A 20,309-nucleotide genomic window follows, 5' to 3' on the forward strand; every position below is an offset into this window, starting at 1 on the left:
GCCGCTCCTACCGACGAACAGGGCCCTATTTGGGCACTGCGTCGTCGACCACCTTGAACCGCAACACCCCAATCACCTGACCATCCTCGGTCAGCACCCTCACCTGCCATTTGCCCACCGGGTTGGGCGGGAAGTTCTGCTTGTGGGTCCAGGCGCGGTAGCCCTCCTTGCGCCCGCCGTGGATGTCCAGGGCGATGCGGTCGACCTCTTTGCCGTTGAGCTGCCACACATGATAGATACGCTCGTTCAGCCCGCGCGGCGCATTGATCGCGGTATAGGCGTACAGCCCGCCGCCGCGGATGCGGCTGGCGGCGACTTCGTCCAGCGACGCGCCTGGCTGGCGGTTGAGCACTTCGGTGCTGATCGCCACGTCGGTCATCCACAGGGTGGCTGGCGGCACCCAGGAGCGCAGCAGCCAGCCACCGCCCCCCACCGCCAGGGTGACCAGCACCAGCCCCACGCCACGGCGCCAGTTGTTGATCGGGAAGCTGCTGGCCAGGCTCGGGAACGACAGCACCATGGCGGCGATCAGCGCCAGCTTGAAGCTCTGCGCGGTGGTCAGGTTGAGGATGATCGGCAGCGCCGTGAGCATGGCGGCGAACAGTGTCAGGGTGTGCAGCGCCAGGAACAGCCAGCGCCGTGGCGCCAGCCACTTGTGGTACAGCGGGTCGACGATCGAGATCAGCCCGGCGGCGCCGAGCAGGCCGGTGAACACCAGCTGGCCGCTGTTCCAGGTGGTGGTGATGAAGAAGAACGGCAGGACGAAGAACAGGCTTTCCTGGTGGATCATCTGTGTCGCGAAGCGCAGCAGCGGCTGCGGGATCTCGCGCTTGAAGGTGCGGGCGAACAGCTCGGTGAGGGTGTTCTCCAGCATCAGCCAGACCCAGCTGATCAACATGACGATGGCAATCCAGCTGGCCAGGCCGGCCTGGCGGTCGACCAGGATGAAGCTGCAAATTCCCGAGATGAAACCGTAGAGGGCGATAACACCGGGGTAGCGCTTGAGCAGTTCGATCACGCGCAGGACGAAGTTGGGTAGTGGAGGCATGGGTCTACAACAGGATGGATGGGTAACAGCGCCGGCCTCTTCGCGGATAAATCCGCGCCTACAGGATTCGCGGTGAAGGAATTCTGTGGGCGCGGATTTATCCGCGAAGAGGTCGACACAGGATACCGCCGAATCACTACTCCCGAGTAGCACCGCTGGGGCGATTCGCCACTACGCGACGCCGGCGGATCAGGCCGATGGCCAGGAGTACACCCAGGATCAACGCCACCAGCCCATACAGCTCGTCATACCCCAGCAGTGGCTTCTCGATCCGCAAGTACCCCGGCTCCTTCAGCAGCTCGCGCAATGCCGCATCGGCCTCTTTCAAGGTGACCTGGCGCAGCTTGCGCATCGGGTCGCTGAAGCGCCCGTTCTCATAGTCGTTGAGCGCCCCCCAGTAATAGTCGGCCAGTGCCGTGTTGCCCTGGGTGCTCCAGCTTTCGCGGGCGATCGCCGCTTCCTTGATCCGGGCGAAGGTGTCTGGGTCAAGGCCATGCTTGCGCAGATGGTCGAACAACTGCGTGAGCACTTTCACCGCGGTGTCGATGTCCTGGCGTTCGAGGTCGGCATTGAGGCTTAGCATGCCACTGTCGCCGAAGCTCTCGCGCTGCGCCGAGGGGCCGTAGGACAATCCATGGCGCAGGCGCAGCTGGTCGTACAGGGCCCAGTCCAGGTAGCGCGAGAGCAGTTCCAGGGTTTGCTCGTGGCCGGTGTCCAGGGCAGGTTCTATGAACAGCCAGTGCAGCTTGACGCTGTCGCCCAGCCAGCCGCGGGTCAGGTCGCGGCGCTGCTCGGCCTGCTGGCTGATGCTCTCGAGATTGCGCCGTTCCTCCGGCTCCGTCGCCGGCAGCTCGCCGAAAGTCCGTTCAAGATAGGCCGGCAGCAGGCGGTCGAGACCGCCGACGACGATCAGGGTCATGTTGTTGGCGACATACCAGTGCTCACGCAGGTGCTGGACTTGCTCGAGGGTCATGTCGTCGACGTCGGAGCGCTCCTTGCACTTGAGGCCAAGTTCCGTCGCCAATTGCTCGCTGGCCGGGTGGCCGACCTCCTGGCGATCGAGCCAGCGCTGCAGGTGGCCGTAGTGGCCGCCATCCTCGCGCTCGATGATCTTCTTCGCCGTGGCCAGGGCCCTGGCGTCGATGCGCGTGTCACGCAGCAATGAGAGCAGCAGGTCGAGCACCTTGCGCTGGTTGCGCGCCGGGGCCTCGATGACGAAGGTGGTGTCGGCGTTGCTGGTGAAGGCGTTCCACTCCCCGCCCAGCGCCTGGATACGTTCCTCCAGGCCGCCCTCCCCGGTCTCATCGATGCCGCTGAACAGCAGGTGCTCCAGCAGGTGCGGCAGCTCGCGCTGGTCGCAGCCGAAGTCGTCGAGGCCTACGCCCACCACCAGGCGGATCGAGACATGGTCACGTTCGTAGCCGGACTTGAGGATCACCTGCAGGCCGTTGGGCAACAGGTAGCCTTCGACCCGCGAGCGATCGAGGGCGAGGCTGGGCAGGCTGCAGATCAGCAGGCAAACGAACATCAGGCAACGCATGGGCGAGCTTCGGTCTCCGGGGTGGGTGAATTCAGGGTTGGCGGGCTTCGTCCGGCACGCTGTCGAGCATCAGCCCGCCGGTATCGGTGCCGCCCAGTACCACATAGGCACTGCTGCAGAACAAAGAGTTCAACCGTTTCATGTCGGCGATGAGCTCCAAGTGTAGCGAACTGGTTTCGATACTCTGCACCACTTTACGTTGCAGGCGGCTGACATGGGCGTGGGCCAGGCGCCGCTCCTGGGCGCGGAAGCGGCGTTTTTCCCGCAGCAGCTGGTGCGCGCTTTGCGGGTCGGCCGTGAGGAACACCGACAGGCCCAGGCGCAGGTTGGCCAGCAGTTGCTCCTGCAGGCCGGTCAACTCTTCCAGACCGACCTGCGAGAACTCGCGGCGCTGCGAGGTCTTCTGTTGCTGGACCTTGCGCAGCATGCGCTCGATCAGGTCGCTGGCCAGCTTGAGGTTGATCGCCAGCTCGATGATCTCGGCCCAGCGCCGATTGTCCTGTTCGCCGAGGTCTTCGCGCGGCATCTGCGCCAGGTACAGTTTGATGGCGTTGTACAGGGCCTCGGCGTCCTCGCTCATGGCCCTTACCTGCTGCGGCATGGCGGCCTGGGTGCCACGCAGGGCGGCGAGCATGGCGCTCAACAGGCTGTCGACGATGTCGCCCAGGCGCAGGGTTTCGCGTACGGCGTTGGCCAGGGCCAGCGTGGGGGTGGTCAGGGCGGTCGGGTCGAGATGACGAGGTTGGTAGTGGCCGTTGCCGCTCTCCCGTTCAGGCAGCAGGCTGTCGCACACGCGACCCATAAGCTTGGTCGTGGGCAGCATGAGCAGGCAGCGCAGGGTGTTGTAGAGCAGGTGGAAGCCGATCACCAGCTCCTGCGGGCTGAAGCTCAGGCTGTCCATCCACTCCACCAGCGGGTGCAGCACCGGAATGATCAGCACCAGGCCGATCATCTTGTACAGCAGGCTGCCCAGCGCCACCCGCCGACCGGCACTGTTCTGCAGGCTGGTGGTGAGGAAGGCGAGCAGGCCGCTGCCGATGTTGGCGCCGATCACCAGGCCAATGGCCACCGGCAGGCTGATCACCTCGGCCCCGGCCAGGGTGGCGGTGAGCAGCACGGCGGCCAGGCTGGAGTAGGAGATCATCGCGAACAGCGCGCCGACCAGGGCGTCGAGGAGGATATCGCCGGTCAGCGAGGCGAACAGCACCTTCACCCCTTGGGCGTGGGTGATGGGGGCGGCGGCATGCACGATCAACTGCAGCGCCAGGATGATCAGGCCCAGGCCGATGCCCACCCGGCCCAGCTGGCCGGCGCGGGTCTGCTTGCGCGACAGAAAGAAGATGACCCCGAGGAAGATCAGCAGCGGCGACAGCCAGGACAGGTCGAAGGTCAGCACCCGGGCCATCAGCGCGGTACCGACGTCGGCCCCAAGCATGATCGCCAGGGCCGGGGTCATGGCCATCAGCCCCTGGCCGACGAACGAGGTGACCAGCATGGCGGTGGCGTTGCTGCTCTGCACCATGGCGGTTACGAGGATGCCGGCGACGAATGCCAGCGGGCGCTTGTTCATGTTCTGGCTCAGCACCCGGCGCAGGTTCGCGCCGAATACCCGCAGGATGCCGGTACGCACGATGTGCGTGCCCCAGACCAGCAGGGCAACGGCGGAAAGCAGGTTGAGCAGGGTCAGCATGTTCGGGGCCCCCTTCTGTCTTGTGCCCCAGCGCGGGGCCAATGGGTGAAGCGGCGAGCCTGGCCCGGGGGTGGGCGGTTTTTTCAGTGCTCACTGAAGCTTTAGTTGTTTTGCGCGGCAGGTGCCAGCTTGGCATGGCTGAAACATATTTGAAACCTGTAGGAGCCAGCCTTGCTGGCGAACGATCTCGGGAGGGGCTGTTCGCCAGCAAGGCTGGCTCCTACAGACGGCGGCGCAAATGACAGAGGGCCCCGAAGGGCCCTCTGTCTTGTTGCGCTGCCCGATCTTACTGACCCGGAATATCCTTGCGCAGTTTCACCGGGTCATGCTCCTTGCCCTTTTTACGCGCCATCGCCGTGCGCATGCGGATGTTGATCGCCTCCACCGCCAGCGAGAAGGCCATGGCGAAGTACACATAGCCTTTCGGTACATGCACGTCGAACGATTCGGCGATCAGCACGGTACCGACGACGATCAGGAACGAAAGCGCAAGCATCTTCAGCGAAGGGTGCTTGTCGATGAAGTCGCTGATGGTGCCGGCGCAGAGCATCATCACCAGCACCGCGACGATGATCGCGGCGATCATCACCGGCACATGGGAGACCATGCCCACGGCGGTGATCACCGAGTCCAGGGAGAACACGATGTCGATGATGGCGATCTGGATGATGGTGTAGAAGAACTTGCCGCCCGCGCCTTTTGGCTCGTCCGCGCTTTCGTCCTCGCCTTCCAGGCCGTGATAGATCTCCTGGGAGCTTTTCCACAGCAGGAACAGGCCGCCGAAGAACAGGATCAGGTCGCGCCCGGAGATGCCCTGGCCCAGTACATGGAACAGGTCGTCGGTCAGGCGCATGACCCAGGTGATCGACAGCAGCAGCATGATCCGCGTGACCATGGCCAGGGCCAGGCCGAAGATCCGCGTGCGCGGTTGCATGTGCTTGGGCATGCGGCTGACCAGGATCGAGATCATGATGATGTTGTCGATCCCGAGCACGATCTCAAGGGCCGTGAGGGTGAAAAAGGCAACCCAGATTTCCGGGCTGGTCAGCCATTCCATGTGTATTCCTTCGAGCGGTAAAGGCAAAACGCCCTGATGGCGGGCGCTTTGCGGTTGGATGATGCGCTTGTATTACAGACTGCTGAACAGCGGGAAAGTCCCCAGGGCCAGCGCGCCGAACATTATGCACAGGCACACCAGCACTGCCCACTTGAGGGTGAAGCGCTGGTGATCGCCGAACTCGATGCCAGCCAGGGCCACCAGCAGGTAGGTGGAGGGTACCAGCGGGCTGAGCAGGTGTACCGGCTGCCCGACGATCGACGCACGGGCCATTTCCACCGGGGTGACGCCATAGTGGCTGGCGAATTCCGACAGCACTGGCAGCACGCCGTAGTAGAAGGCGTCGTTGGACATGAAGAAGGTGAACGGCATGCTGACGATGGCGGTGATCACCGCCATGTACGGGCCGAACGCCTCCGGAATCACCGCCAGCAGGCTCTTGGACATGGCGTCGACCATGCCGGTGCCCGACAGGATGCCGGTGAAGATGCCCGCGGCGAAGATCAGCCCGCTCACGGCCAGCACGCTGGAGGCGTGGGCGGCGATACGGTCCTTCTGCTGTTGCAGGCACGGGTAGTTGACGATCATGGCGATACTGAAGGCGATCATGAACAGCACCGGCAGCGGCAGCAGGCCGGCGATCAGCGCGACCATCAGGGCCGCGGTCAGGGCGCCGTTGAACCAGATCAGTTTCGGCCGACGGGCCTCCGGGAACTGCGACACGCTGATTTCGCTGTGGTCGATGTCGTCGGTCGGCAGGTGCAGCTCGCCCAGGCGGGCGCGCTCGCGCTTGCCGTACCAGTAGGCGATGGCCAGGATCGCCGCCACGCCAAAGGCCATGGCCGGGATCATCGGCACGAAGATGTCCGACGGGTCCACGTGCAGGGCGCTGGCGGCGCGGGCGGTGGGGCCGCCCCACGGGGTCATGTTCATCACCCCGCCGGCGAGGATGATCAGGCCAGCCATGATCCGCGGGCTCATTCCCAGGCGGCTGTACAGCGGCAGCATGGCGGCGCAGCAGATCATATAGGTGGTGGCGCCGTCACCGTCGAGGGAGACCACCAGGGCCAGCACGGCGGTGCCGACCGAGACTTTCAGCGGGTCACCCTTGACCAGCTTGAGGATCTTGCGCACGGCCGGGTCGAACAGGCCGGAGTCGATCATCAGGGCGAAATAGAGAATGGCGAACATCAGCATCACGCCGGTGGGCGCGAGCTTGCTGATGCCTTCGAGCATCATCGGGCCGATCTTGGCGGAAAAACCGCCGAACAGGGCGAACAGGATCGGTACCAGGATCAGGGCGATCAAGGCCGACAGGCGCTTGGTCATGATCAGGTACATGAAGGTGATGACCATGGCGAAGCCGAGGAAGGTCAGCATGGCGGTACTCCAGGCGTGGCGCGGCGAAAGGAAGGACGATTCGGGCGGATCAGCGCGTCAGGCGCTGCGCGGGGAGCAGGCGGAGGGGTACTGCGAAAAGGCGGGCACAGGAAAACATCAGAATCACCATTGTTGTTGTTGATTGGGCCGGGCGCGGAAGTTTCCGGCTGCCCTGGCTGACCGGTCTGCTGCCGGTGGTGGCGCTATCCTATGTGGGCAAGCTTTCAGCCAGCTTTCGCCCGGTACGAGGCGACGAGAGGTCGATCTGATGTCGAATGTCGAGGAAGGCGGCTGCCATTGCGGCGCGCTGCGGTACCGTTTGGAGGGGGAGATGGGCGATGTCGCCCATTGCCATTGCTCGATTTGCCGACGGGTCAGTGGTGGCACCCTGGTGACCTGGGTCAGCGTGCCCCTTGAGGGTTTCCAGTGGTTGTCGGGGTCGCCGCAGCGTTATGTGGCACCCGCCAGCTGCAGCCGGTATTTCTGTGGGCTTTGTGGCGCGCATGTGGCATTGGTGACCACTCTCAGCCCGCAGACCGTCGATGTGACGGTGGCGACGCTGGATCATCCGGAACGGGTGCGGCCGAACCGGCATATCTGGGTGGGGAGCCGGTTGCCGTGGCTGCATATGGGGGACGGGCTACCCTCGGAAGACGAAGAACACTTGTAGGAGCCAGCCTTGCTGGCGAACAGCGGCAAACACCGTTGTGAAGCCGTTCGCCAGCAAGGCTGGCTCCTACAGGGGGTTCAAGGCAGTTGCAGGCCCCCGGCGGCCTTGTGCAGCGCCCGCAGGTGCTCGCCCACCTGCTTGATATTGGCTTCCACCGCCTTGATCTCCCGGCCCCGCTCCGGCCCCAGCAGCGCCCGCACCTGCTGGTCCAGGTCGGTGCTCAGGCGCAGCAGCTGTGCCTGGCGCTCGTTGCTCACCTGCTCCAGCTGCTTGCGCTCTTCAGGTTGTGGCAAACCATAACCACCGGCCCCCAGCAATTCAGCCGGGCGGCTGAGGAAGCCGCTGTTGGCCAGCATCGCCTGCAGGGTCTCATTGGCCTTGTCGAAGCTGCCGTCCTTGAGCGCGCGGCCGTTCAAGTAGCGTTGCTTGACCTCGTCCTGGGCCAGCAACAGCTGGCGCCGCAGGCTGGCCTGCTCGAGCAGCAGCAAGGCGGCGCTGGTGCGCAGGTCGGCGCGGTCGAACCACTGGCGGCGCTGTTCGGCGTCCAGGGCCAGCCAGTCCTCCACGGCGGTCTGCTTGATCGGCAGATGCTTGCGCAGCACGTCGAACATGGCCTGGTAGCGGTCGCGGTAGGAGTCGAAGCGATAACCCAGGCGCAATGCTTCCCTTGGGTCGTCCAGCACGCGGGTATCGGCCAGCCCCCTGCCCTTCATCACCTCGAGCAGGCCATTGGGCATGATGCTGTCCAGGTCGTTGAAACCGGGATTACCGGTGCCGCTGCGCAACAGCTTCAGCGATTCCACCGCGCAGTTGTTGGACAGGAAGTAGTAGTTGCCGTCGTAGCTCCAGTGCATTTCGGCGGCCTGACGCACCAGGTTCTCGATTTCATCGCGGCTGAGCTTGATGGGTACCGAAGCCAGGCTGCGCAATTCGGTCTTGGTGTATTCGTCGATCACCTGCCCCAGTGGCAGCACGAACAGGCGCGAGGGGTAGGCGCCAACCAGGCCGTCCCAGCTGGACAGCTGCACATCGTTGACGAAGGCGCGGTACGACAGCACCAGGTGCTGGTCGAGGTCGAGCCGGCATGCCGGCCCACGTGGCCGGCCAGGGGCGCAGACTACAAGGCGCAACATGCTGTGGCCCCAGCGGCTGACCCAGTTCTGGTTGGCTTCGGCCAGCAGGTAGTCGACCTCATAGACCCGATCGGGATCGATCTCGCCGAGTGGCTGGCGAGCGAAGTCGTTACCGGCGTTGAGGAACGGCAGCCCTTTGGCGCAGGCGTCCTGTTGCGGCGCCCAACCAAAGTGGTCGCGCAGGTACTGGTTCAGTGCCGGGCGGCGGCAGCCATAGCTGGGGTCGAGGAGGAAGTACTCCATGTTGACCGCGATGAACTCTTTCGGGCTGCTCAGCTCGTAGCTGTCCGGGCTGCGCACGAGTTGGCCGTTGTGCTGCTCGCGCTCGCCACGGCGGCCGACGTATTGCGGCCAGCCGGCCAGGTCGAGCAGGCGCGGGTCGTCACTCAAGGTGAAGCGGCGCTCAGCCTGGCCACGGCAGTCTTCCGGCAGGCCGATCTTGCCGAGCGTGCCCTGCTGGCGTTTGCAGCGCGAGATCACCTGGCGTTCGGCGGCCGGCCACAGGCGGGCGCGGTCGTAGATGTGGGTCAGTTCATGCAGGACCGTGGCCAGCAGCTCTTCGCGGACCGTGCCATGGGGGCGGTTGGTCTTCTCGCGGGCGGCGCTGCCGTCGGCGAGGCTGGGCAGCAGGCGCCGGTTGAGGTCCAGCGTGGCCACCGGTGACGCCTGGCCATAGGCGTCCTCGGGCATGCGCTCGCTCCAGCTGACCAGGATTTGCCGGTCCAGTTGCTGCTTGAAGCGCGGCGGCAGCTTGGTCATGGCCTCGTCGAGCAGGGCCTGGCTGGCTTGTTGTTGTTGCGGATCGAGACCATCGGCCTGCAGCACGAGCTGCAGGTCGGCCAGGGCGGGCGTGCCGAGCAGCGTCAGGGCGCAGCCGAGCAGCCAGGCACGCGCGCGTTTCACAGGGCGAGGATGGCTTCGGCCAGGACCTGGTCGCTGGCGTCGCGCGCTTCAGGCACACGGGCACGCAGGGTGTCGAAGGCCGCTTCGAGCTGGGCGCCGCGGATAGCGCCGTTGCTGGCGACGAAGCTGGCGGCGTCGTCATGGGCTTCGCGCACGACTTTTGAGTCGCGGATCGAGGTAGTGGTATCAGAGGTGAAGTCGATCGAACGGCCGAAGGCACGGACGATGATATTGCTGGTGGCCACCAAGGTGTGGGCCTGGGCAAGGTCGGCCAGTAGCAGCATGCCGAGGGTGGCGGCGATCAGCGGTTTACGCATGGAGCATCTCCGGGAATACGAGGAGTGGTGTGATTATTGGACGAGAATCGCTTCGGCCAGTTCAAGGTCGCCGACGGAGTGCCGGGAGCAGCCCTGGCGCAGCGTGTTGAGCGCTGCCTGCAGGCGTGCGCCACGGATCAGGCCATCACTGGCAACAAAGGCGGCCGCATCATCCCGGGCACCCAGGATCAGCTTGCGGTCGAACGGTGCGCTGGTCACCTGGCTGGTGACGAAGCCGGTCAGGAATGGTGCCTGTGTGGTGGCGTCCATGGCATGGGCGCTTCCCACGCCAGCGAGGGCGAACAGCAATGGCAACAAATAACGCATGGGCTTTCTGGGGCGATTATCTCGGGCGGCGAAGGCTACTCCGGATTCCCTGGGCAGGGCCAGTGAATCCGGTTTTTGGAGCCGGGTTTCAGAGCGCGAGGATGGCGCGTGCCAGTTGGGCGTCGCTGGCTTGCAGCTCAGGCAGTTGCTGGCGGATGTGCACAAATGCGCTTTCCAGCTTGGCGCCGCGAATCGCGCCTTCGCTGCCAACGAAGCTGGCGGCATCGTCGCGGGCGGCCTGGACGATCTTGTCGTCACGGAACGACGAGGAAATGTCGGAGGTGGCATCGGTGGTGGCGGCGACGGCGCCCACCACGGCATCGGTGGTGACGACGAAGCTGGTGGCATTGGCTGCGCCGGTGAAGGCCAGCAACAGGGCGGCGCCAAACAGATGATTACGGGACATGGTCGAAGGACTCCTGCACAGGGGCTGGGTGGATCTGCTTATCGGACGCTGGCTGGGTTCGTCACGGTACGTTTTCTACCAGGCGTGTAGGACAAGCGTAACACGCCGTGGTTCTGCCGCTCGGGGCGGAGAAACATCACAATTCGTAACTGTACTCATCGATGTTGATTAATTCAAAACTGTTATGGTTCTTGTCGTGACGTGTCTAATACGGGCCATACAAACAGAAAACCCGTCGCAGTTACCTGCGACGGGTTCTTCTGAATGCGCGGTGCCGACCCGGGTCGGCGCCCGAAGCTTAGCGCCAGAACGGCTTGCTCAGCTCTTCGTAGCGCTGCGACTCGCTGATACCAGCGTCGGCCAGCAGGCGGGAGTCCAGGCGCGCCAGCTGGCGGCGGCTGGCCATGCGGCGCTGCCACAGTACCAGGGTGGACAGGACGCGCAGCGGCAGGGCGGCGTTGGAAGCTTGGGCGTTTTCGAAAACCAGGTCGGAACTGAGGGTACGTTCCATGATGTGTCATCCTTCCGCTTGTGGCGGCATTAGGGAGTGATTTAACTGGTGCCCATCTTCCTCTTCTGTTGTCCATAACAGTAGATACAGTTCTGCTGTAATACGATGGCTCAGTTAACTGTGTAACCCTACTGTTGCACTCGAAAGTGACGAAACTGTACTGGTCCGCACGATAATGGTGCGTTTTTTGAAGGCGTGAGGAAATTGCGCGGCGGGAAGTTTGACTTTTACCGGTACAGTAGAACAGTTTTTATTGTTGCTGGTGCCGGTCTGTAGGAGCGGCTTTAGCCGCGATGCGGGCAACGCGGTGTCTGGCACCCACTTCGCGGGTGATCGCGGCTGAAGCCGCTCCTACAGAAGCGGTACCAGGCTCCTGCGGGGATTGCGGGGCAAGGCGGCTTGCCCCGTGATCGGTACAGTTGTGGCGTCAGCCGACGAGCATGCGCCCGGTCTCTTCCAGGTTCTCGTGCCAGCTCAAGGCCTCGCGCAGGATATGTGGAGTATGGCCGCCACGCTGGCAGGCGCGCTCGAAGTAGTCGTTCAGCGCGGCGCGGTAGTCCGGGTGCACACAGTTGTCGATGATCACCCGGGCGCGCTCGCGGGGTGCCAGGCCACGCAGGTCGGCCAGGCCCACTTCAGTCACCAGGATGTCCACGTCATGCTCGGTGTGGTCGACGTGGCTGACCATCGGCACCACGCTGGAAATCGCGCCACCCTTGGCGATCGATTTGGTGACGAAGATCGCCAGGTGGGCGTTGCGGGCGAAGTCGCCCGAGCCACCGATGCCGTTCATCATCTTGGTGCCGCAGACATGGGTCGAGTTGACGTTGCCGTAGATGTCGAACTCCAACGCCGTGTTGATGCCGATGATCCCCAGGCGACGCACCACTTCAGGGTGGTTGGAGATCTCCTGCGGGCGCAGCACCAACTTGTCCTTGTAGCGCTCCAGGTTACCGAACACATCGGCGTTGCGGCGGCTCGACAGGGTGATCGAGCTGCCCGAGGCGAAGCTCAGCTTGCCGGCGTCGATCAGGTCGAAGGTCGAGTCCTGCAGCACTTCGGAGTACATGGTCAGGTTTTCGAACGGCGACTCGATCAGGCCACACATGACGGCGTTGGCGATGCTGCCAATACCCGCTTGCAGTGGACCGAGGTTGTTGGTCATGCGACCGGCCTCAACCTCGCCCTTGAGGAAGGTGATCAGATGGTCGGCGATACCCTGGGTCTCGTGGTCAGGCGGCAGCACGGTGGACGGCGAGTCCGGCTGGTCGCTGATGACGATGCCGACGATCTTGGCCGGGTCGATCGGGATGGCGGTGCTGCCGATGCGGTCGTCGACTTTCACCAGCGGGATCGGGGTGCGGGTCGGGCGGTAGGTCGGAATATAGATGTCGTGCAGGCCTTCGAGGTTGGCATTGTGCGACAGGTTGATCTCGACGATGACCTGCTTGGCGAAGATCGCGAAGCTGGCCGAGTTGCCGACGGAAGTGGTCGGCACGATGTGGCCCTGTTCGGTGATCGCCACCGCTTCGATGACCGCGATGTCCGGCAGGGTGAGCTGTTTGTTGCGCAACTGTTCGACGGTTTCCGACAGGTGCTGGTCGATGAACATCACCTTGCCGTCGTTGATGGCCTTGCGCAGGGTGCTGTCGACCTGGAACGGCATGCGCCGCGCCAGCACGCCGGCTTCGGTCAGTTGCTTGTCCAGGTCGTTGCCCAGGCTGGCGCCGGTCATCAGGCTGATCTTCAGCGGCGACTGTTTGGCGCGTTCGGCCAGTGCGTGGGGCACGGCCTTGGCTTCGCCGGCGCGGGTGAAACCGCTCATGCCGACGGTCATGCCGTCCTGGATCAGGCCAGCGGCATCAGCCGCACTCATTACCTTGCTGTGCAGGGAGGACAAGCGGATACGATCACGGTACATGGATTGTTATCTCGGGCTACTGAGGCTACTGGAAGCGCAGTCTAGAGATTTCGCCTGGTGCCGTCCCGCGACCATGGTCGTAGGCGAAGGCCGGAAATAGAGCCGTTGATCTGGATCAAGCAAATGAAAAGGCCCCCGGAAATATCTCCCGGGGGCCTTATGCCCTTCTATATATAGAAGGGCTGATCAGTCCACCGCCTTGACCATGTCCTCGATGACCTTCTTCGCGTCACCGAACACCATCATGGTCTTGTCCAGGTAGAACAGTTCGTTGTCCAGGCCGGCGTAGCCGCTGGCCATGGAGCGTTTGTTGACGATGATGGTCTTGGCCTTGAAGGCTTCGAGGATCGGCATGCCGGCGATCGGCGACTTCGGATCGTTCTTCGCCGCCGGGTTGACCACGTCGTTGGCGCCCAGCACCAGTACCACATCGGCCTGACCGAACTCGGCGTTGATGTCTTCCATCTCGAACACCTGGTCGTAGGGTACCTCGGCTTCGGCCAGCAGCACGTTCATGTGCCCAGGCATGCGCCCTGCCACCGGGTGGATCGCGTACTTAACGGTCACACCGTTGTGGGTCAGCTTCTCGGTCAGTTCCTTGAGCGCGTGCTGGGCGCGGGCCACCGCCAGGCCGTAGCCGGGGACGATGATCACGCTGTCGGCGTTGCTCAGCAGGAAGGTGGCGTCGTCGGCCGAGCCGGACTTCACCGGGCGCTGCTCCTTCGAACCTTGCGCCGCGCCGGCATCGGTATCGCCACCGAAGCCGCCGAGGATGACGTTGAAGAACGAGCGGTTCATCGCCTTGCACATGATGTACGAGAGGATCGCGCCGCTGGAGCCCACCAGGGAACCTGCGATGATCAACATCGAGTTGTTCAGCGAGAAGCCGATGCCGGCCGCCGCCCAGCCCGAATAGCTGTTGAGCATCGACACCACCACCGGCATGTCGGCGCCGCCGATCGGGATGATGATCAGCACGCCCATGACGAAGGCCAGGGCCAGCATCAGGGTGAAGGCGCTGTAATGGCCGGTGAAGGTGAACAGCAGCCCCAGGGCGATGGTCGCCAGGCCCAGGATCAGGTTCAGCTTGTGCTGGCCGGCGAACTGTACCGGTGCGCCCTGGAACAGGCGGAACTTGTACTTGCCCGACAGCTTGCCAAAGGCGATCACCGAACCCGAGAAGGTGATGGCACCGATGGCCGCGCCCAGGAACAGCTCCAGGCGGTTGCCGGTGGGGATTGGGTCGCTGATGCTGGCGACGATGCCCAGCGATTGCGGTTCGAGCACGGCGGCGATGGCGATGAATACCGCGGCCAGGCCGATCATGCTGTGCATGAAGGCGACCAGCTCAGGCATCTTGGTCATCTCGACGCGCTTGGCCATGATCGAGCCGGCGCTGCCACCGACCAGCAGGCCGATGATCACATAACCGATCCCGGCGGTAGCCAGTTCGGCGCCGAGCTTGTAGATGAGCCCGACCGTGGTGAGGATTGCGATGCCCATGCCGATCATGCCGAACAGGTTGCCGCGGCGTGAGGTGGCCGGGTGCGAGAGGCCCTTGAGCGCCTGGATGAAGCAGATCGAGGCGACCAGGTACAGAAGCGTTACCAGATTCATGCTCATGCTTACTTCTGCGCCTCGTTCTTGGTTTTCTTCTTGAACATTTCCAGCATGCGGCGGGTGACCAGGAAGCCACCGAACACGTTGACCGCGGCCAGCGCCACGGCCAGGGTGCCCATCACCTTGCCGGCCGGGGTGACGGTCAGCGCGGCGGCCAGCATGGCACCGACGATGACGATCGCGGAGATGGCGTTGGTGACCGCCATCAGCGGCGTGTGCAGGGCCGGGGTGACGTTCCACACCACGTGGTAGCCCACGTAGATGGCCAGCACGAAGATGATCAGGTTGTAGATGCCGTGGGAAATCAGCATGTCTTCCATTGTCGTGCTCCTCAGCCGTTCTTGCGCACGACCTGGCCGTCGCGGCACATCAGGCACGCGGCGACGATGTCGTCTTCGAGGTTGATGACCAGGTTGCCGTCCTTGTCGAACAGCAGCTTCATGAAGTCCAGCAGGTTGCGGGCGTACAGCGCCGAGGCGTCGGCGCCGACCTGAGCCGGCAGGTTGGTCGGCCCGACGATGATCACGCCGTTGGCTTGCACCACCTGGTCGGCGACGGTCAGCGGGCAGTTGCCGCCCTGGGCCGCCGCGAGATCGATGACCACCGAACCGGGTTTCATTTGCGCCACGGTCTCTGCGCTGAGCAGGGTCGGCGCCTTGCGCCCGGGAATCAGCGCGGTGGTGATGACGATGTCGGCCTGCTTGGCGCGCTCGTGCACGGCCTGGGCCTGGCGTTGCATCCAACTGGCGGGCATTGGACGGGCATAACCGCCGACACCTTCGGCGCATTCGCGCTCTTCATCGGTCTCGTAGGGCACGTCGATGAATTTGGCCCCCAGCGATTCGATCTGCTCCTTCACCGCCGGGCGCACGTCGGACGCCTCGATCACCGCACCCAGGCGCTTGGCCGTGGCGATGGCCTGCAGGCCGGCGACGCCGGCGCCAAGGATCAGCACGCGGGCGGCCTTCACGGTGCCAGCGGCGGTCATCAGCATGGGCATGAAGCGCGGGTAGTGATGGGCGGCCAGCAGCACGGCCTTGTAGCCGGCGATGTTGGCCTGGGACGACAGCACGTCGAGGCTCTGGGCCCGCGAAGTGCGTGGCGCGGCTTCCAGGGCGAAGGCGGTGACGCCGCGCTCGGCCATCTTGCCGATCAGTTCGCTGTTGAAGGGGTTGAGCATGCCCACCAGCAGGCTGCCGCTGTTGATCAGCGCCAGTTCCTGGTCATTGGGCGCGACCACCTTGAGCACCAGCTGCGCGCCGAATGCGTCGGTGGCTTCGCCTAGCTTGGCGCCCACGGCTTCATAGGCACTGTCCGGAATGCTGGCGTTGAGCCCTGCCCCCCGTTGCACGGTGACCTGATGGCCCTGGCCTACCAGTTTCTTGATGGTTTCCGGGGTCGCGGCGACCCTTGTCTCACCCGTCTGCGTCTCGAGAGGAACACCAATGTGCACGTCTATGTCTCCTGCGGTGACCTTTATTGTCTTTATGGAAACCAGCGCACTTCGGGTGGTGCGGCTGGGCGGCCGTAGAGCACGACTCCGCCTGATTCGGGGGCGGGGGAGGCATTTTGCAGACGAACCTGAAGGCCTTCAACCGGTTCTGAAGCGAAACGAAGTTAAAACTACAAGTCACCCTGTGACCCTATGTCGCAATGAATCGGTAAGAAGCTGTCAAACTCGCGCTATCCGGAGCTTAGGAGAAATTTGGAAATTTTTTTCGTTGTTTTCGTCAACGGCTGGGTGAATGTCGCAAAATAAGCCGCAAACCCGCATGTCTACTAGGGTTGAAGGGGGTTTTAATGAGCAGCGGAACAGATTACGAATTTGCGACAAATCCATATATCTGTAGGTGTTTAAAATAATTGACTACGGGGTCAGCTTCTAGGGCTTCCCCAACGAGTTCGCTGCCGTGTACTGCTGTGCCTGGGCCACCAGCCAGTCGCGGAAGGCCCGCAATGAAGCGGATTCGACCTTTCGCTCGGGAATCATCAGATGGTAGGCCTTGTCGCTGGCCAGGGCATGCCTGTTAGCGACCACCAGCCTGCCCTCCTCCAGCTCGCGCTGGATCAGGAACGGTGGAATCAACGCGATGCCCATCTCGTGCATCGCTGCCTGGGCCAGCATGGAGAATAGTTCATAGCGCGGGCCGGTCATGTCGCGCTCCACACTCATGCCGAGACCGTCGAACCACTGCCGCCAGGCATAGGGCCGGGTGGTCTGCTGCAGCAGGGGCAGTTCGGCGATCCGTCCCGCGTCGAGGCTGCCCTGCCCGCCCAGCAATGCCGGGCTGCACACGGGCATCGGGTTCTCGCCCATCAGCCGGTGCGCCTGGGTACCCGACCAGTCGGCGTCACCGAAGTAGATGGCGGCGTCAAAGGGTGTGTCGGCAAACAGGAACGGGCGGGTGCGGTTGGTAAGGTTGACCGTGACTTCCGGGTGGCGTTGCTGGAAGTCCTTGAGGCGAGGCAGCAGCCACTGGGTGCCGAAAGTCGGCACGACCGCCAGCTCGATCACATTAGCGCCCTGCTGGCGCATCACCGACAGCGTATCGCGCTCCACCGCGTCCAGCTGCGAGGCTACCTGGCGACTGTAGGACAACCCGGCTTCAGTCAACTTCACGCCCCGCCGCGAGCGACGGAACAGTTCCACATTGAGGAAGGCTTCCAGCCCACCGATTTGCCGACAGACGGCGCCCTGGGTCAAGGCCAGCTCCTGGGCGGCTTTGGTGAAACTCTCATGCCGGGCGGCCGCTTCGAAGCAGACCAAGGCCGTGGTGCTGGGGATCTTGCGGCGCATGTACGTCAACCTCACTTGTTCGCCGTGTAATACGGCTTTTGACTGATCACGGAGTGAGAAAATATCACTAAACCGTGCGCAATCCTCGTTTGTCCGGACGGCTGAACAGGCCTAGGATCAATGCAACAACAATATCCGTCCCCACCTTCTCTTGAGGAATCCACACATGGCCGGTAAAGCAAGCTTCAACTGGATCGACCCACTGCTGCTTGATCAGCAGCTCACTGAAGAAGAGCGCATGGTGCGTGACAGCGCTTATCAGTTCGCCCAGGACAAGTTGGCGCCACGTGTGCTCGAAGCTTTCCGCCATGAGCAGACCGATCCTGCGATCTTCCGCGAGATGGGCGAAGTCGGCCTGTTGGGCGCGACCATCCCCGAGCAGTACGGTGGCAGCGGCCTCAACTATGTGTGCTATGGCCTGATCGCCCGTGAGGTTGAGCGCATCGACTCCGGCTACCGCTCGATGATGAGCGTGCAGTCGTCGCTGGTGATGGTGCCGATCAACGAGTTCGGCACCGAAGCGCAGAAGCAGAAGTACCTGCCCAAGCTGGCCAGCGGCGAGTGGATCGGTTGCTTCGGCCTGACCGAGCCCAACCATGGGTCCGACCCAGGCTCGATGATTACCCGCGCGCGCAAGGTTGAGGGTGGCTATCGCCTGACCGGCTCGAAGATGTGGATCACCAACAGCCCGATCGCCGATGTGTTCGTGGTGTGGGCCAAGGACGATGCCGGCGACATTCGCGGTTTCGTCCTGGAGAAAGGCTGGGCGGGCCTTAGTGCACCTGCCATTCACGGCAAGGTCGGCCTGCGCGCTTCGATTACCGGCGAAATCGTCATGGACAATGTGTTCGTGCCGGAAGAGAACATCTTCCCGGATGTCCGCGGCCTGAAAGGCCCGTTCACTTGCCTGAACTCGGCCCGTTACGGTATCTCCTGGGGGGCGCTGGGCGCCGCCGAGGCATGCTGGCACACCGCGCGCCAGTACACCCTGGACCGCCAGCAGTTTGGCCGCCCATTGGCCGCCAATCAGCTGATCCAGAAGAAGTTGGCCGACATGCAGACCGAGATCACCCTCGCCCTGCAAGGCTGCCTGCGCCTGGGGCGGATGAAAGATGAAGGCACCGCGGCTGTTGAAATTACCTCGATCATGAAGCGCAACTCCTGCGGCAAGGCGCTGGATATCGCTCGAATGGCCCGTGACATGCTGGGCGGCAATGGCATCTCCGACGAGTTTGGCGTGGCTCGTCACCTGGTCAACCTCGAGGTGGTCAACACCTATGAGGGTACTCACGACGTGCATGCGCTGATCCTGGGGCGTGCGCAGACCGGCATCCAGGCGTTCTATTAATAGAGGAGCCAGGCCATGGGTGCGCTTTCCCATCTGCGGGTGCTGGATCTTTCCCGGGTACTGGCCGGCCCCTGGTCCGGCCAGATCCTGGCTGACCTTGGCGCTGACGTGATCAAGGTCGAGCGTCCGGGCTCGGGTGACGACACCCGCTCCTGGGGGCCGCCCTTCCTGCGTGATGCCCACGGCGAGAACACCAGCGAGGCGGCCTACTACCTGTCGGCCAACCGCAACAAACGCTCGGTGACCATCGACTTCACCCAGCCGGAAGGTCAGCGCCTGGTGCGGGAGCTGGCGGCGAAGTCGGATATCGTCATCGAGAACTTCAAGGTCGGCGGGTTGGCTGGCTATGGGTTGGATTACCAGAGCCTGAAGGCGGTCAATCCGAAGCTCATCTATTGCTCGATCACAGGCTTTGGCCAGACGGGGCCGTATGCCAAGCGTGCGGGCTATGATTTCATGATTCAGGGGCTGGGTGGGTTGATGAGCCTGACCGGACGCCCCGAGGGAGAGGAAGGCGCGGGCCCGATGAAGGTCGGGGTCGCTCTGACCGACATCCTGACTGGCCTGTATTCCACCGTGGCGATCCTGGCTGCTCTCGCCCACCGTGACCAGGCCGGTATTGGCCAGCACATCGACATGGCGCTGTTGGATGTACAAGTGGCCTGCCTGGCCAACCAGGCGATGAACTACCTCACCACGGGTAGCGCTCCCCGTCGTTTGGGTAACGCTCACCCCAATATCGTGCCTTACCAGGACTTCCCGACGGCGGATGGCGATTTCATCCTCACCGTGGGTAACGATGGGCAGTTCCGCAAGTTCGCCGAGGTGGCTGGTCAGCCGCAGTGGGCGGATGATCCGCGGTTTGCCACTAACAAGCAGAGGGTGGCTAATCGGGCCGAGCTGATTCCGTTGATTCGTCAGGCCACGGTGTTCAAGACCACGGCGCAGTGGATCGGTGAGCTGGAGAAGGCGGGTGTACCTTGTGGCCCGATCAATGACCTGGCGCGGATGTTCCAGGATCCGCAGGTGCTTGCGCGGGGGTTGGCGGTGAAGATGGATCATCCGTTGGCGGGCAGTGTGCCGCAGGTGGCGAGCCCGATCAGGTTGTCGGAGACGCCGGTGGAGTATCGACAGGCGCCACCGTTGCTGGGGGAGCATACCGAGGCGGTGCTGGGCGATGTGCTGGGGTTGGATGCTGGGGCTGTGGAGCGGTTGCGGGCTGCCGGGGTGTTGTGAGGCTATATAGAGAGCGGGGAGGCCGACAGGCCTCTCCGCTTTGCTTTTGGGGCTTCTATATAGATGGCGTTGTGGCTGGCAGGTGCCTGTCTTTAGATTGTGTTGGTCTTGAGAGGTGCCTACCTTGGTTTCTCCAGCGCCTGTCAGATCGAGCGCCGCCGCGCGGCGCATCGCGGATGAATCCGCTCCTACATCTATTGCAACGTGCCGCACCTATGAGGCCATGGTTGCTCGCCTGGGGGTTCGGCAAAATACCGCGTCGTGCCCGTTGGCTTGGAACAAACCCGTGTAGGAGCGGATTCATCCGCGATGCGCCGCGCGGCGGCGCTCGATCTCAACGGCGGTGCAGGTGCTGAGCGCACGCCTGGCGGCCGTTATGCAGTCTTCTCGCTAATTATTTGAAAT

18 protein-coding genes are annotated in these 20,309 nt (G+C 63.4%); 3 read left to right on the forward strand and 15 right to left on the reverse strand.

Features of this window, described 5'->3' with window-relative positions:
- Positions 1-25 precede the first annotated feature (25 nt).
- The 5 genes from P5705_RS09405 to P5705_RS09425 form a co-directional block, all read right to left on the reverse strand.
- Positions 26-1,048, reverse strand: coding sequence for a DUF5924 family protein (locus P5705_RS09405; protein ID WP_277460551.1), 1,023 nt, complete (start codon positions 1,046-1,048; stop codon positions 26-28).
- A gap of 136 nt (positions 1,049-1,184) precedes the next feature.
- Positions 1,185-2,588, reverse strand: coding sequence for a M16 family metallopeptidase (locus P5705_RS09410; protein WP_277460552.1), 1,404 nt, complete (start codon positions 2,586-2,588; stop codon positions 1,185-1,187).
- A gap of 31 nt (positions 2,589-2,619) precedes the next feature.
- Positions 2,620-4,278 carry a Na/Pi cotransporter family protein gene (locus tag P5705_RS09415; protein WP_277460554.1) on the reverse strand — a complete coding sequence of 553 codons (1,659 nt, stop codon included), beginning with the start codon at positions 4,276-4,278 and terminating at the stop codon, positions 2,620-2,622.
- A gap of 286 nt (positions 4,279-4,564) precedes the next feature.
- Positions 4,565-5,335: a TerC family protein gene (locus P5705_RS09420; RefSeq protein WP_213659062.1), complete on the reverse strand. Its 771-nt coding sequence runs from the start codon at positions 5,333-5,335 to the stop codon at positions 4,565-4,567.
- A gap of 72 nt (positions 5,336-5,407) precedes the next feature.
- On the reverse strand, positions 5,408-6,715 hold the full coding sequence (locus tag P5705_RS09425; RefSeq protein ID WP_203649083.1) for a CitMHS family transporter: 1,308 nt from the start codon (positions 6,713-6,715) through the stop codon (positions 5,408-5,410).
- A gap of 268 nt (positions 6,716-6,983) precedes the next feature.
- On the opposite strand from P5705_RS09425, the gene P5705_RS09430 reads away from it, so the two are divergent.
- Positions 6,984-7,385 carry a GFA family protein gene (locus P5705_RS09430; protein ID WP_277460556.1) on the forward strand — a complete coding sequence of 134 codons (402 nt, stop codon included), beginning with the start codon at positions 6,984-6,986 and terminating at the stop codon, positions 7,383-7,385.
- Positions 7,386-7,462: 77 nt separating this feature from the next.
- Here P5705_RS09430 and P5705_RS09435 read toward each other — a convergent pair whose 3' ends face one another.
- The 10 genes from P5705_RS09435 to P5705_RS09480 form a co-directional block, all read right to left on the reverse strand.
- Positions 7,463-9,421 (reverse strand): DUF4105 domain-containing protein, encoded by a 1,959-nt coding sequence (locus P5705_RS09435; protein ID WP_277460557.1) that lies wholly within the window; start codon positions 9,419-9,421, stop codon positions 7,463-7,465.
- Positions 9,418-9,738 carry a DUF2388 domain-containing protein gene (locus P5705_RS09440; RefSeq protein WP_277460559.1) on the reverse strand — a complete coding sequence of 107 codons (321 nt, stop codon included), beginning with the start codon at positions 9,736-9,738 and terminating at the stop codon, positions 9,418-9,420. Before P5705_RS09440 ends, P5705_RS09435 begins: the two co-directional genes overlap by 4 nt.
- A 33-nt stretch (positions 9,739-9,771) precedes the next feature.
- Positions 9,772-10,065, reverse strand: coding sequence for a DUF2388 domain-containing protein (locus tag P5705_RS09445; protein WP_277460560.1), 294 nt, complete (start codon positions 10,063-10,065; stop codon positions 9,772-9,774).
- An 88-nt stretch (positions 10,066-10,153) separates the two neighbouring features.
- Positions 10,154-10,471, reverse strand: a complete 318-nt coding sequence (locus tag P5705_RS09450) for a DUF2388 domain-containing protein (RefSeq protein WP_277460561.1) — start codon at positions 10,469-10,471, stop codon at positions 10,154-10,156.
- Between the two features lie 298 nt (positions 10,472-10,769).
- Positions 10,770-10,982, reverse strand: coding sequence for a DUF1127 domain-containing protein (locus P5705_RS09455; RefSeq protein WP_011531561.1), 213 nt, complete (start codon positions 10,980-10,982; stop codon positions 10,770-10,772).
- A gap of 427 nt (positions 10,983-11,409) precedes the next feature.
- Entirely contained in the window at positions 11,410-12,903 is a 1,494-nt protein-coding gene (locus P5705_RS09460; RefSeq protein ID WP_277460563.1) for an acetyl-CoA hydrolase/transferase family protein, read from the reverse strand.
- A 186-nt stretch (positions 12,904-13,089) separates the two neighbouring features.
- Complete coding sequence (locus P5705_RS09465) at positions 13,090-14,526, reverse strand: NAD(P)(+) transhydrogenase (Re/Si-specific) subunit beta (RefSeq protein ID WP_277460564.1); 1,437 nt, start codon at positions 14,524-14,526, stop codon at positions 13,090-13,092.
- A gap of 2 nt (positions 14,527-14,528) precedes the next feature.
- Complete coding sequence (locus tag P5705_RS09470) at positions 14,529-14,843, reverse strand: NAD(P) transhydrogenase subunit alpha (RefSeq protein ID WP_008097413.1); 315 nt, start codon at positions 14,841-14,843, stop codon at positions 14,529-14,531.
- Between the two features lie 11 nt (positions 14,844-14,854).
- On the reverse strand, positions 14,855-15,976 hold the full coding sequence (locus P5705_RS09475) for a Re/Si-specific NAD(P)(+) transhydrogenase subunit alpha (RefSeq protein ID WP_011531565.1): 1,122 nt from the start codon (positions 15,974-15,976) through the stop codon (positions 14,855-14,857).
- Positions 15,977-16,405: 429 nt separating this feature from the next.
- On the reverse strand, positions 16,406-17,320 hold the full coding sequence (locus P5705_RS09480) for a LysR family transcriptional regulator (protein WP_277460566.1): 915 nt from the start codon (positions 17,318-17,320) through the stop codon (positions 16,406-16,408).
- Between the two features lie 166 nt (positions 17,321-17,486).
- Between P5705_RS09480 and P5705_RS09485 the strand changes: the two genes are divergently transcribed.
- Positions 17,487-18,668, forward strand: a complete 1,182-nt coding sequence (locus tag P5705_RS09485; protein ID WP_213659072.1) for an acyl-CoA dehydrogenase — start codon at positions 17,487-17,489, stop codon at positions 18,666-18,668.
- A gap of 15 nt (positions 18,669-18,683) precedes the next feature.
- On the forward strand, positions 18,684-19,904 hold the full coding sequence (locus tag P5705_RS09490; RefSeq protein WP_277460567.1) for a CaiB/BaiF CoA transferase family protein: 1,221 nt from the start codon (positions 18,684-18,686) through the stop codon (positions 19,902-19,904).
- Positions 19,905-20,309: the final 405 nt, after the last annotated feature.

Origin of the sequence: Pseudomonas entomophila, from assembly GCF_029478665.1 — a bacterium.
Classification (GTDB): domain Bacteria; phylum Pseudomonadota; class Gammaproteobacteria; order Pseudomonadales; family Pseudomonadaceae; genus Aquipseudomonas; species Aquipseudomonas entomophila_F.